The sequence below is a fragment of the Pseudofrankia sp. EUN1h genome (assembly GCF_001854645.1).
In the GTDB taxonomy this organism is placed as follows: Bacteria; Actinomycetota; Actinomycetes; order Frankiales; family Frankiaceae; genus Pseudofrankia; species Pseudofrankia saprophytica.
In genome coordinates this window covers 174,720-189,864 of sequence record NZ_MBLN01000025.1, presented here as the reverse complement: position 1 = coordinate 189,864, position 15,145 = coordinate 174,720, and the positions used below count along the sequence as shown (strand labels likewise).

Genomic DNA, 15,145 nt, shown 5'->3' with positions numbered 1-15,145 from the left:
GTCGACGGACATGCCGCGGAACCACGAGCACACAGAGCAGGATCGGGATACGCATGACGATGCCAGCGCCAACTAACCCTTTCCCGCTGAACATCTACCAGCCGCTCGTCTTCGTCGGGCTGGGCGGAACCGGTTGCGCGATCGGCACCGAGCTGGAGCGGCGGCTGCGGCAGGCGTTGTGTGGGCCGGATGGCACGGCGTTCGCCGAGCGGATGGGAGTGCACGGCAACTCCAGCTACCTGCCCTATCAACTGCCAGGTTGTCTGCAGTTCGTCTACGCGGACCTCAACGAGGCGGAGCTGGACCGCATCCACGGCGCCACCGTGCCGGGGCCGGCCTACCATCAGGCCGCCGCGCGCAACGCGCACCTGGTGCGTGGGCTCGTCCCCCGGTTTCGTACCTACTCCGAGGTGGCCGCGAACCTGCGGATGGCGGCGGGCGAGTATGTCCAGTCCTGGCTGCCGCCGCGGCTCGACGAGCCGCTGGTCGCCCCGATCAGCAGAGGCGCCGGCCAGCTGCCGACCGTCGGGCGCGCGGCACTGTTCGAGACCGTGCGCGAGGACGTCGGTCCCGCCCAGCAGCCGCTGCGGGCCGCGATCGACGCGGTGAGCAGGTCCGGCGCGGAGCTCGGCGTCCTCGGCGGCAGGAGCGGCCAGAGCTGTGACGTGTTCGTGGCCTTCTCGGTCGCGGGCGGCACCGGCACCGGCATCTTCTACGACTACCTCCACCTGATCGCCGATGCCTTCGACCGGGCCAGCATCGCCGTGCAGATCTACCCGCTGGTGCTGATGCCCAGCGCGTTCGACGACGGTAGGGGCGGCGGGCGCTCCGCCCAGCTCAACGGCGGCCGGGCTCTGCTCGACCTGTTCCGGCTGGTCGACGACCAGAACGCCCGCAAGGCGCAGATGGTGCTCGGCCACTCGGACAACATCGGTCGCGCGGTCGACGTGGCCTACCCTGGTCGTAAGATCCAGATCGCGCCGGGCACGGTGCAGACCGGGTTCCTGTTCAGCCGCACGCCGGGCATGGACCGCGACGACATCCACCGGTCGATCGCGTCGCTCGTGCTCTCGCTGATCACGGCCGAGCAGCCGCCGGAGCGGGCGGCCCACGTCGGCGAGACGTTCCTGTCGTTCGCGGACTCGTTCATCAACGCGGCCGCGTCCCGCAACACGCCGGCGGACTCCGGCATCGGCTACCGCGGCGTCTCCACCAGCCTGGTCGCCTCGCTCACGGTGCCGGGCGACGACCTCGCCGAGCTGGTCGCCGGCCGGCTGCTGGCCCGCGCCGTCCCGCTGCTCGACGTCCCGGCGGCCGGTGGTACCGAGCAGAACATCCCGCTGATCGGGCGGACGGCGCGGGCGGCGAACCTGGCCGACATCCTCGACCGTCCCGAGCTTCCGGTGGGCGCGCCACGGATGGTCGACGGTGCCGCGGAGATCAGGCGGTCGCTCACGGACTACTCCGACAGCATCAGCGCCGTGCTGCGCGCGCAGCGCCAGCAGCTCGAGCAGCGGGTGCCGGAGATCGCCGGCCAGCGGTTCCAGCCGGTCGAGGCGGTGAAGGTGATGCTGGCGGAGACGGACRTCTTCCGGCTGCAGCGCGTCATCCACGGCCACCAGGCGCTGATGGACCCGAACGACAAGGTGGGGCTGCTGGGCCTCCTGGAGGGGCGCAAGAACCTTCCGCCGCAGCCGCCGAACCGGCCGCCGGTCTCGGCCGCGGCCCCGCTGCTGCCGGACATCCGCAACCGGACCGTGTCGCGGGCCAAGTGGGGTGACCCGCCGGTGCAGCTCTCGCTGGCCACCCTGCGGGACTGGCACAGGTGGAACACCTGGGCGCTGTGGCACGAAGCCTGGGGCCGCCAGACCCGGGTGTGGCAGCCGAAGCTGAGCACCGCGGTCGCCATGGTGGACGACTTCGCCGAGGCGCTGCGGGTGTTCGCCCGGGCCGAGCCGGCCGAGTTCGACCGGCGGACCGTGGCCCTCAGCCGCGACCGCACGGGCATCCGCCAGCTGCTGCCGTCGGGTGGCAACCTCGACGTCTTCTACCGCGGTGTGCTGCGCCGCTTCATCCAGCGTGACAACCACCCGGAGGGCGCGAGCGAGGCCGACGTCCTGCGGGTGCTGCTACGCGGGCAGGACTGGCAGAAGGCCTTCGAGGAGATCACCGAGCGCGGCTCGTCGCAGCGCGCGGTCGCGGGCCTGCGCGACCGGCTCAAGCAGGAGATCAAGGCCCTGTTCGACGAGGCGGAAGGCAAGGGCGTGCCCCTGCTGCCGTCGATGGGGCGGCTGCTGGCCAKGGCGGCGAGCAGTGCGGCGCCCGACGTCGAGCCGGTGGACCTGCGCAGTTTCGTCGACCAGCTGCGCGCCCTGCTGCCGGGCGGGTTCACCCCCCAGGGCAGCGGCCAGCTCAAGATCCTGATCGCGCACCCGGAGGTGAAACAGGTTCCCGGCGCCGAGGTCGAGGGCTACCTCAAGCGGGAGCTGGCGCTGCCGGCCGACTCGGGCGCCGTCACCGAGTTCCGGCCGGCGCAGGCCGACTCGATCGTCATCGTGCTGTTCCGCACCTCGATGGCGATCAACGAGGTCCGCGAGGTCCGCGAGCTGCTGCGGTTCTGGGCCGGGTCGGCGCAGGTCAACGACCAGGCCGACTACCTGCGGTGGCGGCAGCGGCTCGGCTACCACCTCGGCTGGCTCGCGATGACCGAGGACAACCGCGAGCTGATCCTGCACCGGCTGATGTGCGCGATGTGGAACGGCCAGGTGAAGGTCGAGGGGCCGCTCGAGTCGCCGCGGGCGGTGCTGGTCCAGGCGGTCGAGTACGCCGAGGCGCAGCCGATGCGGCTGCCGCTGCAGCGGGTCGGGCAGACGTCGTCCTGGGGCTCGCTGCTGCGTGCCTACGAGCTCTGGACGGTCGAGGACGACGACTCGGCCCGCCGCCAGTTCGCGGCCAGCCTGCGGGTCATGCGCCCGCGAGGCCTGACCGACGACGTGAGCGCGCCCTCGGAGGTCTACCAGGCGTTCGTCGAGGTGGCCAGGGAGGAGTCCGCGCGGGTCGAGAAGTTCCGCGAAGGCCTGCCGCCGGGGAGCCGGGGCCGAGCCGACCAGCTGCTCGAATTCTGGACGAAGACATTCCCCGCCGCCGAGACCCGGCCCTTCGCCGAGTTCGAGGCCGTACGGGGCAACCTCCGCGAACTGTACGAGTACATGACCGGCTTGGAGTGACGGACGGCGGATGATGACGAACCGAACGTTTACGGGGGCGTTCGGCGTTGACCCGGGCCGCGGTGTTGACGACGACGCGGTCGTGGTGGTGCTCGACCTGCGCAGGGATCTCGAGCGCGCGCTGCGTACGCCCATCGACCAGATCCAGCGGGAGTACCGCCGGAGACTGAACCGCAGGGACGTCGACGTCGGTCGGGTGCTCGTCATCGACGAGACGGCCCGGCTGGTGTCGCATGTCGCGCTGCTGACCGATCTCCTCGCGGCCTCCACGGTCTCCGAGCTGCTCCTGCTCGCCGTCGGAGGGCGGCCGCCCGGCGACGGCAGGCTGCTGCTGCCGCCCGGCGACATGGAGCTGCCGGTGCTGTGGGCCGGCGACCCGCGCGGCCTGGGCTGGAGTCCCGGGCTCGGAGGCCGGGTGCTCGGCGACGAGGAGGACGCCGAACGCAACGTCGACGGCCTGGTGCACGCGCTCGGGATTCCCAGCGTCTTCACCCGGGTCCGCGACCACATCCGCGAGTTCCCGCATGCCGCGGGGACGCCCGCCATCCATCTCGTGCTCGGCACGGTGGACAAGGACATCCTCGACCAGGCCGCGGGCCACGCGTTCACCCACTTCACCGAGGCGGTGCCGGCGGGGCCGATCGGCCAGCCGGCGCCGACCGGGCACCCCGGCCACGGCGGACCGCCAGCGGCCGCCGGCCCCGGTGGGCCCGCCGGCCTGCCGGGCGACTTCGTCGCGATCGACCGCCTGCTCACCGCGGCCGCCACCCCGGACCTGGCCAGCATCGGCAACGTCACCGACCCGCGCGGCCTCCTGCCACACCATGCCGCCGAGGCCAGACGTCATCTGAGCGCCGCGGGTGACCTGATCTCCACGCTGCGGACGGAGCCGTTCGCCCCCAAGCGCCCCGTGCCCGGTGGTGGCGTCGTGCCGGCGGGCGAGCTGATCTGGACCGAGCTGGTCCAGGCCGGCACGCACCTGGAGAGCCTGACCACCGGCCTCGAGGGAGCGCTGCGCGCCGTCGACGGCTCCCAGGGCATCGGCCAGCCGCAGTCCTTCGAGCTGGCGCGCCTCGGCGTGCGGATCGTGCCGGTGCCGGCGGCCGAGCCCGCCCGGGTGCGCGAGGCGCTGCGGCAGATGACCGACGCCGCGCTCGTCGCCCGCGAGCCGCTCGCGGGCATCGCGGCCCGGCTGCGTGACCTCGCCGGGCGCGCGAGTCCGGCCGGCAGCGGCCGTTTCGCGCACCTGGTCGCCGAGCGCTGCCCGCCGGCGCTCGCCATGACGCTGGGGAGCCCGCCACGTTTCCCGATGCGGTTCAACGTCGGCACGCTGTCCACGGCGTTCGTCAGCACTTTCCTCGCCGCGATCGGCTTCCCGTGGCCATTTGGCTTCCTCGGCGCCCTTGGCGCCATCGCGATCACCGTCGGCCTGTCTGTCGGGCTGTACCGGCGCCGGCCGATCCCGCAGCCGCGTCACCGCCCGGACCCGCGGGACATGTCCCGGATGAACCTGGTCTGGTTCGGTCTGGACGCGTTCGCGGGCGGCCTGATCGGCACCGCCGTCGGACTGGCCGCGGGGTGGACACTCGCGCTGGCCATCGGGATTCCCTGCCTGCTCGTCGGCCTGCTGCTGGCGTTCGCGCCCCTGCTGTGGTGGCGCCACGCCGTCAACGCGTGGCTCGGGCAGCTGCGACTGGATGCCGCCGCGAACTCCATCGCGGCGCTGGGCCAGCTGCTGAACCAGGTGGCCCTCAACGAATGGGTGCTAGCGAACTACCGGATCGGCGGGGCTCGGCTGGCGAGCGCGCTCGCCGAGGCGCTCGACGGCGTTCGGGACACGCTCGAGGAACTGCGGCCTACGCCTGTGGGACCGGGCGGTTTCGGGCCGCCGGGGGGGTTCGGCCCGCCGGGCGGTTTCGGGCCGCCTGGTGGCTTTGGAACGCCCAGCGTGGGTCCAGTACCGGGCGGTTTCCCCGCACCTGGCGCGCCCGGTGCACCCGGTGTATCTGGTGGTCAGGACCGGCGCTGGGAGCGACGCGACGGCCGGGTGCGCGGCATCGACCTGGTGATCTCGGACCGGCTGCGTGACCGAGGCGGCGAGCTCGGGGAGATCGTCACCGACGACGTGGCCGCGGCCATCCGCATCGTCATCAACGAGCGTGGCGAGGAGATCGCGCAGGAAAGGCCGGAGGACATCCGCAACGTGGTGCGTACGGGGCTGACCGGCGTGCTCGCCGCGTACGACGAGCATCTCGGTCGGCGCGGCCCACTGGCCGACCCACCGTTCACCGCCGACCCGCGGCGCCGGACGGCGCTCGCGCGGGCGGTGTGGCTGAGCTCCGACGCGTTGCGGCACCTGCGCCAGGCCGACGTGGACGACTCCGGTCTCATGCAGCTCACCGGCGCGGGCGACCTGCCACTGCTGACGCAGGTCTCGCGCGAGGCGCGGCTCGTCCGGTTCATCCCCGCCATCGCGGACCCCGGCGTCGGGGAGGGGACCGGCTCCCCGGACATCGCCGGACTCATCCGGCTGGTCCCGCTGGACGCCAGCGGCGCCCGGCGTGTCCGGGGGCAGGGCGCGCCGAGCGCCTCGCCGGCCGGCCAGCCCAGCGCCGACGGGCCGGACGAGACCAGYCAGGCGGAGGCGTCCTCCGCGCCGGATCCCTGGGATGACGAAGACGGCGAGACCACCTTCGATCGTCCCGCCGACGGCTGGGCAGCCCGGGGGACACCGCCCGGGCCGCCCGCGGCGGCCGCGACCCCGCCGCCGGCCACGGCGTACGGGCCGCCACCCGTGCCCGCGGCCGGGCCGGCCGAGGCTGCGCCCCCACCACCCCCACCGCGGCGACCGGTCGTCTCCCGGGATCCGGAGGAGTCGGGCGACTCGGAGGAGTCCGGAGACTCGGCGAAGGCGGCGATACCGCTTGGCAAACCGGCCGTGACGTCCGGAGCCCCCGCGGCCGGACGATCCACTCCGGCGGCACCCGCCGCCGCGGCCGGTGACGAGACGGTCGTGCGGCCGGCCGGCCCGCGGCCACGGCCGTCACCATCACCGCCACCCGCCGCTCCCACGACCTCCGCCGGGCGGGGCGACGAGGAGGACCTCTGGTGATCCTTCAGGTCCTGATCCTGATGGCCGGGGTCGCCGGCCTGTGCCTGCTGCCCACCGGCGCGCGCGCCAAGCTGCCCGACCTGGTCGCCGGGCTGCAGCAGGCCGTCCGCGGGCGAGGGGGGCGTGGCGGTGGGTGACGTCGAGCGCCTGACGTTCCATGGGCCGGACGGCTCCGAGGTGATCTGGGACGCCGAGATGGACCCGGGCGAGCCCGAGCAGACCACCAACTTCCAGACCCGGCGAGGCCGCTACCAGAGCCTTCCGTTCGCGATCCGCTACGCCGTCGGCGGCGAGAAGTCCGAGGCGGCGATCGAGAACGCGATCGCGGTCGGCATGCGGATGCTGCGCCGCTACGGCGCCGAGCACCGCTATCCATGGGAGCAGCCGGACCAGCGTTATCCGTGGGAGCTGTCGCGGCTGCTCGGCTACGACGTCGACGTCGAGCGCCCGTTCGTGGTCACCCTCGAGTACGGCACGCCGCTCAACCGGCTGCCAGGTCCGCTCTCGCCCGATGACACCAGAAGGTTCGCCGCCGGCCTCGCCCGTGGGCTCTACCTGCTGGACCGTCTCGGAATCGTGCACAGGCAGCTCCTGAGCAACACGGTGCACTGGGACTCGCGCAGCCAGCTGGTGCAGATCAACCGGTTCGAGTACGCCCGCCGCCCCGGCGAGCCGCGCTACCGGACGGCGTCCGAATGGGCGCCCCCGGAGCAAATGGGCGGTCGCGGGTTCGTCGAGCCGCGCGACGACGTGTACAGCGCCGGCTGCGCCATCCTGAGCGTCACCCCGCCCGGCCTGCGCCGACGCCTGGACGGTTACCCGGACCCGGCGGCCACCGGCATGCAGTGGCTGCCGGACCTGCTCGCCGGTGTGTTCGGCCCCGTCGAGGGCCGGCCGAACGCGGCGGCGCTGCTCCACCGGCTGGGCCGCGCCGACTTCCCCGCCGACCCGCCGCGGCCGGATCCCGACACCCTGCTGGAGGCGGGCCGGGCCGCGTACGACCGTCTGATGGCCGGTAGGCGCCCCCAGCCGGCCTATCTGGATCCCCCGACCTACCCGGATCCGCCGACCTACCCGTCGTCCTCGTCGACCTACCCGTCGCCGGCAACCCCACCGCCTCCGCCTTCGCCTCCGTCGGCGCCGGAACCCAGGCGCGGGCGGTTCGGCCGGCGTGGCTCGCCCTCGTTCGCCGCCGGTTCCCCGCCCGCCTGGGCCGGGCCGGCGGGATGGCCGCTCGGGGTGGTGGCGCCGTGACGACGGTGGACGGAGGGCGCGCGTCGCTCACCCTGACCTGCGTGAACTGCCTGGAGCCATTCGAGTGGGACGGTAAGCAGGCCTACCGGCGCAGGTCGGTGGGCGCGCCTGCCCAGCCGGTCGACCTGCCCGCCCAGACGGACCCGCGGTGGGGCTTCGCCATCCAGGACACCTTCATCCGCTGCCCGAACGAGGAGGACGGCGACCCGCATTTCTTTCCGGTCGAGTTCGCCCTCTACGGCAGGCCGGTGGTGATCGGGTTCGTCGGCAACTCGAGCGCCGGCAAGACCTGCCTGCTGGCCGCGATGACGGGCGAGATCGACCGGAACCGGCTGGAGCCCTACGGCCTGCAGACCGAGCCGATCAACATGGGTGAGCACCTCGACTACGTGGAGAAGATCGTCGACCCGTTGTTCGAGCGGGGCAAGGCGCCGCCGCACACCGAGGTGGTCGACCTGGTCACGTACAAGGACGCGGTGTTGCTGCGGACGGCCGCCGGCCGCACGTTCCCGCTGGTCTTCTTCGACGCGAACGGCGAGTCGCTCAAGGGTCTGCAGGGCTCACACGCGGCCGTCCGCTTCCTGCACCGTGTCGACGGGCTGGTCTTCGTGGCGGACCCGACGCTGGTCGCCGACGCGCACATGCGCGGCGATCCGACCTACACGGCGACGCTGGCGAGCCTGCGCTGGGCGCGGGCGACCGGCCAGGCCCGCTTCACGATTCCCACCGCGATCGCGATCACCAAGTCGGACCTGATGAGGTTCGACCCACCGGTGGACCAGTGGCTCAACCGCCCACCGCGGCCCGGAGGCGTGGACCTCGGGCTGCTGGAGCAGGAGAGCCGGGACGCATACGCGTTCCTCCACCAACGGGGAGCCACGGCCTGGCTGGCGCCGGTGAACCAGTTCGAGCAGTGCACGCTGCATTTTGTCTCGGCCAGCGGCGCCGCCTACGACGACGCGACCGACTATTTCGTCCGGCCCGCCCGGCCGCGGCGGGTACTGGAGCCGCTGGTGGCATTGCTGGCGGCTCTTGACGTTCTTGACGGTGAGTTTGTGCGGGGGGCTAGCGGATTCTGATGGAAACCGTCGATCAGGTGATCTTCCGATATGACCTGGCCGCGCGAGGGTTCCGGCCCGTCGCCGCGACACTCGCGCCCGCCGATCTCGGATTCGTCGGCACCCGGTTCACCGCGCTCGTCGACGCGGCCTACCGGGCGGAGGACGTCCGAGCCGCGCCGACGCTGAGTTTCGCCCAGGTGCCGGACGACCCGCACGGCCGAGGCATGATCATTTGTAGGGCGCCGGACAGCTCAGGCCGGCTGGCCGCGGCCGCGCACGTCCTGATCAGCCCGAAGCTGGCCGCGGGTCACGCGCTCGGGCTGTCGTCCACCTGGTCAGGCTGGCAGCTGGTCGGTGCGCCAGCGCAGCCGGCGCCGATCGACCTGCGGATCCTCGTCGCCACCGCCTCGGAGGGGCTACGGCACGCGCAGGCCGCGGCGCGCGCGCCCGAGTGCGAGCGGGAGCTGGTCGTGCTGGTCGACGCCCTGCTACGCGCGGGGCCGGGCAGGCTGGCCGTGACCGGCAACGGCAGCGACGCCAGGGTCCTGCTCACCGGTGCCCGGGCGATCCTGCGTGAGTGCCTCTCACCTGACTGGACCTTCTCCAGCGGTGAGCCGGCGCAGAAGCCCGGAATTCGGGTCACCTTCCTGCTGCCCGGCGGGCGGGCGACGTCCGAGGCGCGCGCTGACCTGAGCGTCTTCGATCAGACGTCGGAATACCTCGTCGCCGCGGCGGTACTCGTCACCGCGTTCCGTAACTCGGCGAATCCGAAGGCCTGGGAAGAGGACCTGAAATCGGCGGGCGTCAGCGATCGGGACAGCCTGCTTGCCTGGGCGGGGAAGGGCGCTCCATCGGCCGAGGCGTCGCGCATCGAGGCGAGGGAACAGGCGCGGGCCGCTGCCGAATGGGAAGCCAGGCGGCGGGAGTGGGAAGTCGCGGTCGCCGGGCTGAAATCCGACGTGGGTGAACTGCGGAACGAGTCGACCAGACTGAGTGGGGAGCTGGAGTCGACTCAGGGCGAGTTGACGAAGCAGCTGGCGGCCAGGGAGCAGGTGACCGGCGACTATCGTTCGCTGGCCGCCGAGCACGAGAACCTCAGATCGACGTACATGTCGATCCAGGGACTCCTGAACGCCAGGGAACAGGACGTCGCGAACCTGCGCGAGCTTCTCGCGAGCGCCACGGCGGCCGGTTGGGTCGGCGAGCCCGCGGCCGCGAGGTTGGATGGCCACGCGTTCCTCGTCTCGCTGCGACTGCAGCCGGCGGCGGACGCGTACTACGACGCGGGCGCGGTCGCGCCCGGCGACCAGCGGCGGGTCGCGCTGGCCAAACAGCTGCGCGTCGAGCTCGTCTCGAGCCTCGGCGGGGCCGCCTGGGAGGCCGTCGACGGGGCCGACTGCGCGGCCGCGATCAGGCAGGTGGTCCAGCAGGCATTCCTGCGCGAGATGCCGTGGGACGCGGAGCTCGAGCTCCAGGCCATGCTCCACCAGCTGCTGGCGCCGGTCGCGATGGGTTCCAGGGCGGCCGACCAGCTCTTCAACGCGCTGTGGGCGGTCTCCTCCCAGCTGGGCTGGTCGGAGACCGCCCGTGAGGCCACGTGGTGGCGTTCATACCTGCACTACCTGCGCGCGGCCGGCAGGCAACCGGCCACGCTTCCCGTGGCCTGGTCGCCCGCGCCCTGGCCGTCGACACCCGCGCAGGCCGAGAGCGAGTCCGATCTCGCCGGGCGGCTGCTGGCCGTGGTCGTCTCGGCCGTCTTCATCCTGATCGTCCTCGGTGCGGCCTTCAGCGAGCTGTGGTGACGACGTACACGCAGCCGCGCCCTTCCGGTGGCCGGCACACCGCCCGCGGCGGCGAGACCGGCGGCGGACCCCGCCGCGGCGCCCGGCTCGTGCCAGGTGGTGCCCGGTCGGTCGCCATGACCGGGGCGCTGGCACTGTGCCCGGCGTTCCTCACGTGGTGGCTCGTGTTCGGGCTGGGATATCACCGCGCGGACCTGACGGCGAACCTCCCGCCCACGCCCCTGGTCGTGCTGCTGGTCGGCGTGGCCGCCTGGGCCACGATGCTCGCCGTGACCGCGCTCGCGGAGTCCTGGCGCACGGCGTCGGACCGTCGGCGTGACCGGGGCGATCTCGCGCGGTTCGGTGTGCCGCTGGTCGCCGCCGCGTACCTGCTGGTCGCGTTCGGCGTGTTGGCGCGGCTGCGGCTGGCGGGGCTGACGAGCGCGAGTCCCGGCTTCTCACTCACCGGCCTGATGCTGTCGCTCGGGGTCGGTGCCGTCGGGCTCGTCCTGCTGGCCGACCTGGTGCGGTCGGGCGGGTCGGACAGCCTGGTCAGGCTGCCGGCGGAAGACGCCGAGCGCGCGCAGTCGACGACCGGGCTCGCCGGTCGTGCCGTGCTCGGCGTGGCGCTCGCCGTCGTCGTGTTCGCGGCGGTCGACAGGTTCGACGACGCGCTGCTGGCGCCCGGTGGGCTGGCGGTGCGGCCGGTCGCGCTGGTGCCGTTCCTGCTGGTGGCGGCGTTCGCCGTCTTCGCGATGTGGTACGGCCTGTGGGGGGAGGACGACGACCCGGACGCGGGGCCGGCTCCCCGGCTCGGCCCGGCGGTAGCCGCCATCGCACTCGTGCTGGCGGCCGTTCTCGGCCCGGCGCATCCCACCGGGGTGGTCGCGTCGGTGGTGGGCGTCGCGGTCGCCGCCGCCGTGCTGACGCGTGACCGCCTGCTCGCCGCCGTCGGGACTGCCGTGGCCGTGGGTGGCTATCTCGGGGTCGCGGCCCTGTTCGACGTCACCCACACCCAGGACGTGTTCCAGAACGGCTACGCCGCCGGGCCGGCGCGGCACGCGGCATCGGCGCTGGCCCGGGGCGGATGGGGTGGCAGCGGACCGGGCCTGGGCCTGGTGGAGGGGTACACGCTCTCCAAGGGCTCGGGGTCGAACGGCTACCAGCTCGACGGGGTGGTGCCGGACACCGACGCGCTGCGTGTCGTCGGCGAGGAGCTGGGGCTCGCCGGCCTGCTCGTCCTGTTGGTGGCCGCGGTGGCCGTCGGGCTGCTGGCCGTGCTGCTGGCACGGCGGTGCGGGCGGGGTGTCGTCGGCGCGTGGGCCAGGGGCCTGGCCGCCGTGACGGTGGTGACGCTCGCGGTGCCGGTGCTGCCGCTGCTGTGGCCGGGGTTCCACGTCGACGTCGCGATGCCCGGCGTCTCCGCGGACGGGGTCAGCCTGGTCGTGCTGCTCTGGACGGTGGGCGCCCTGCTCGGCGCCGCCGGCCGGACCGCGCGCCAGGGCGCGCCGGTCGCCGCGGCCGCGCGCCAGCCGCCGGCCGCCGTGGCTGGCCGCGCGCGCCGCGATGACCGCGATGACGGGGTGCCACGGCTGGTCGCGGTCGGCTGCGTCCTCGCGATGGTCATCGCCCTGCCGGTGGCCGCCGCGAACGAGAACCGTCACAGTAGCGCCGCTGACGACACCGCGGCGGTCTCGGAGGCCGACAGGTATCGACCCAAGGCGACCATCGACGTGGGATGGGCKGGTCTCGACGAGGTCACCCGAAAGGCCCTGAGCGGGCGGGTTGGCGCCGGCGCGTGGTGCCCGGCGAAGCCGCCCGCGCAGGCGCCCGGTGGCGGGTTCGGCGCCCGCTGCCCGCAGGCGGCGGAGGCCACGCTGGACGGCTCCGCCCAGCAGGCCGCCGTCGACGCGATGACGAAGGAACTGCAACCCGGGGCGGTGGGCTCCGTCGTCGCCCTGGAGGTCAGCGACGGCAAGCTGCTGACCCTCGCCACCGGCACCGGCACCGGCACCGGCGGCTCGGGCGGCACCGCGCCGCCCGCCACGGCCACGCCCTCCGCCACGCCCACCCCGTCCGTCACTCCTACGCCGTCCACCGCCGCCACGCCCTCCGGGCCACCGTCGCCGAGCACGCCGTCGCCGACCGGCGGGGCGAAGCGGCAGGAGAGCCCGAAGCCGTCCAGCGGTGCGTCGACGTCGGGCGGGGGGGCCGGAGCCTCGCCGTCCACCGCCGGCCCCAAGACCCCGCCGCCAGCGGATGCCAACCCCCTCTCGGCGGCGGCCGGCCCGGGCCGGCCGATGGTCACGCCCGCCGGAGTGTCGCCGGTGACCGCTGACCCCTCCGGCGGCGCGAGAACCGGAAGCGGGCGGGTCGATCGGGAGGGGTGGTGGGCCGCGGCCCCCACGGGTGACATCGGCTCGTTGCTGATCCTGTCCGCGCTCTCGAGCGACTCCGGATACGACGCGGCGGCGAAGACCGCCCGCGATCAGCTAAGGCGGGAAGCGCTGCAGGTACTGGTTGACCAGAAGCAGACGGTCGCCGGGAAGCCGATCGACCAGAGGCAGGTCGACGACGCGTTCGCGCCGGCGCCTCCCGACCGAAACGCGGCCGACAGGATTCTCGCCTCGGCCGACGAAGCGATCCGGAAGGACCCGCGATACCAGGCGTGCGTCGAGCTGCCGAAGGATCCGCACTCGACACCTCGGTTCCTCGCGGGCGAACGCTGCGGGAAGGTTCTCGCCCTCGTCGCCGGCGCACTGCCCGCCCCGACACCCGCCCCGACACCCGGCAAGGATCTCAGTCCCGTCCTCGGACCRTTGCTCACGGCGGTCGCCCTCGACGGCAAGGCCGGCGAGCAGCTGGGCAAGGAGGGACTCGACAGCGGGGACCACTCCGGCGTCGACGGGATCACGGTTGGGTCGGCCCAGGACTGCGGCCCTGACCTCAGCACCTGCCTCTGGGCGAGCCCGCTGCAGGTGGCGACCGCGCTCGCCGGGCTCGCCACGCTGAACGAGAAGTCGCCCGGCAAGCTGCCGGCGCCCTACCTGCTGACCGGCGGTGGCGCCGCCGACCAGGACCGCCAGGCCGGCGACGACCTCACGGCCCTGAAGGATCTCGGTGACCTCGGCACTCGGGCCACCTTCTCGGTGTTGGCGGGCGACGCGGGCGCCTGGTCGGTCCAGTTCGTCAAGGACGGTGCCAAGATCACTCGGGTGGTGGTCGCCTACGTCGCCGCGTCCGACGGAAATCCAGACCTCGCGGCGGCGGCGGCGCGGGCACTGACGGCACCGGTCGCCGATGTGCTGGACGGATGACGGTGAGCGAAACATGGGCGAGGAAACACCGTCGGCGGCTAGTTCGGGGGGCTTGATGAGGTGCGGGGACGCCTTCGGGCGGTCGGGACGGTGCCGATGACGCGGCCGAGTGGGTCGGCGGAGCGGGCCGCGGCAAGCCGGATCGGGCTGTGGGGCGCGACGGAGAGCGGCAAGACGACGATGCTCGCCGCCCTGCGGCTCGCGGTCGGCGACCAGCCCGACAGGGAACAGGGCTGGCTGCTGTACGGCGGCAACGAGCCGAGTTCGCGCTTCCTGCGCCGGATCACCGCCCAGCTGAACGCGGGCAGCTTCCCGGAGGCGACCCTCGACTCGGTGCACGAGCTGACCTTGAGACTGGTGAAGCCGCAGACGGTCGGCTGGTGGTCTCGGCTGCGGCGGCGGGGCCAGCGGATCCGGGAGTTCGAGATCGTCCTGGTCGACGTCGGTGGCCGGCGCTACGGCCCGGACGCGGCGGACCTCTCGACTCCCGACATCGACTTCGGCGACGAGGACCCGGTCGGCGGGTCGTTCGGCGCCGCCTCGGGGACCGACGACCAGGTCGAGCGGCTGGTCGACCACCTGGCCCGGGCCGACGGGATCGTCTACCTGTTCGATCCCCTGCGGGAGCTGGCCACCCACGACACGTTCCAGTACCTGGACAGCATGCTCGAGCGCGTCACCGCGCGGGCCGCCCAGCTGGGTCGGCTGCGGGATGGCCGGCTGCCGCACTATCTGGCGGTCTGCATCAACAAGATCGACGACCCGATCGTGTTCAACCGCGCCTATGACGGCGCGTTCCTGTCTGCCGGCGACAACGACCTGCTGCTCCCGCAGATCACCAGTGAGGATGCCGCGGACTTCTTCCAGACGCTCTGCGCCCTGCGTGAGGCCACCAGCGGGCCGAGGGTCCGCGGAGCGATTGAGACGCACTTCAGCCCCGGACGGGTCCGGTACTTTGCCAGCTCGTCGGTCGGCTTCTACGTCGGCCCCGCCGGCTATTTCCGGGTTCAGGACTTCCGTAACGTCGCCACCAGCGAGGCGGGGGCGCGCATCCGCGGCCCGATCCGTCCGGTAGGCGTGTTGGAGCCCTTTCTGTGGTTGGAGGAGTCGATCCGCAAGGGCCGTCCACCCGGGGTCGCGCCGGTCACGCCGACGGGCGGGCCCCGCTGGGACACGTCCGTCGACAACCTCGACCCGGACCTCGACCCCGACCTGGCGCCCCCGCCCGACCTGGCGCCCCCGCCCGACCTGGCGCCCCCGCCGGACCTGGCGCCGCCCGTGCCGAGCGCTGGTCGGCAGCCCCCGCCGGATTTGTCTGACGAGGAGCGCCCAGCCACCTTCACTCCGTCGGCGGCCGTGACCTTCGACGACGAGGACGAGGTCTAGCCGAGGT

At 73.3% G+C, this 15,145-nt stretch carries 8 protein-coding genes; all 8 read left to right on the top strand.

What is annotated here, in order from left to right:
- Positions 1 to 53 precede the first annotated feature (53 nt).
- The 8 genes from BCD49_RS07165 to BCD49_RS07135 all read left to right on the top strand — a co-directional run bounded on the left by BCD49_RS07165 (position 54) and on the right by BCD49_RS07135 (position 15,138).
- Positions 54 to 3,227: a tubulin-like doman-containing protein gene (locus BCD49_RS07165; RefSeq protein WP_083401319.1), complete on the top strand. Its 3,174-nt coding sequence runs from the start codon at positions 54 to 56 to the stop codon at positions 3,225 to 3,227.
- A gap of 10 nt (positions 3,228 to 3,237) precedes the next feature.
- Positions 3,238 to 6,339 carry an MFS transporter gene (locus BCD49_RS07160; protein ID WP_007516587.1) on the top strand — a complete coding sequence of 1,034 codons (3,102 nt, stop codon included), beginning with the start codon at positions 3,238 to 3,240 and terminating at the stop codon, positions 6,337 to 6,339.
- Entirely contained in the window at positions 6,336 to 6,476 is a 141-nt protein-coding gene (locus BCD49_RS43450) for a hypothetical protein (RefSeq protein ID WP_007516586.1), read from the top strand. The genes BCD49_RS07160 and BCD49_RS43450 overlap by 4 nt, the downstream gene beginning before the upstream one ends.
- Positions 6,463 to 7,593 (top strand): protein kinase family protein, encoded by a 1,131-nt coding sequence (locus BCD49_RS07155; protein WP_007516584.1) that lies wholly within the window; start codon positions 6,463 to 6,465, stop codon positions 7,591 to 7,593. The genes BCD49_RS43450 and BCD49_RS07155 overlap by 14 nt, the downstream gene beginning before the upstream one ends.
- The gene (locus BCD49_RS07150; protein ID WP_007516583.1) at positions 7,590 to 8,672 is read left to right on the top strand and encodes a TRAFAC clade GTPase domain-containing protein; all 1,083 of its coding nucleotides are present in this window, start codon (positions 7,590 to 7,592) and stop codon (positions 8,670 to 8,672) included. The genes BCD49_RS07155 and BCD49_RS07150 overlap by 4 nt, the downstream gene beginning before the upstream one ends.
- Positions 8,672 to 10,456 carry a hypothetical protein gene (locus tag BCD49_RS07145; protein WP_007516582.1) on the top strand — a complete coding sequence of 595 codons (1,785 nt, stop codon included), beginning with the start codon at positions 8,672 to 8,674 and terminating at the stop codon, positions 10,454 to 10,456. Before BCD49_RS07150 ends, BCD49_RS07145 begins: the two co-directional genes overlap by 1 nt.
- Positions 10,453 to 13,752, top strand: a complete 3,300-nt coding sequence (locus tag BCD49_RS07140) for a hypothetical protein (protein WP_131803398.1) — start codon at positions 10,453 to 10,455, stop codon at positions 13,750 to 13,752. The genes BCD49_RS07145 and BCD49_RS07140 overlap by 4 nt, the downstream gene beginning before the upstream one ends.
- Before the next feature lie 96 nt (positions 13,753 to 13,848).
- Positions 13,849 to 15,138: a hypothetical protein gene (locus BCD49_RS07135; RefSeq protein ID WP_007520565.1), complete on the top strand. Its 1,290-nt coding sequence runs from the start codon at positions 13,849 to 13,851 to the stop codon at positions 15,136 to 15,138.
- The last annotated feature ends 7 nt before the right edge of the window (positions 15,139 to 15,145 follow it).

Bases quoted from the DNA above. Each gene is read 5' to 3' on its own strand.
- BCD49_RS07145 (WP_007516582.1), top strand. From the start codon at position 8,672: ATGGAAACCGTCGATCAGGTGATCTTCCGATATGACCTGGCCGCGCGA.
- BCD49_RS07135 (WP_007520565.1), top strand. From the start codon at position 13,849: ATGACGCGGCCGAGTGGGTCGGCGGAGCGGGCCGCGGCAAGCCGGATC.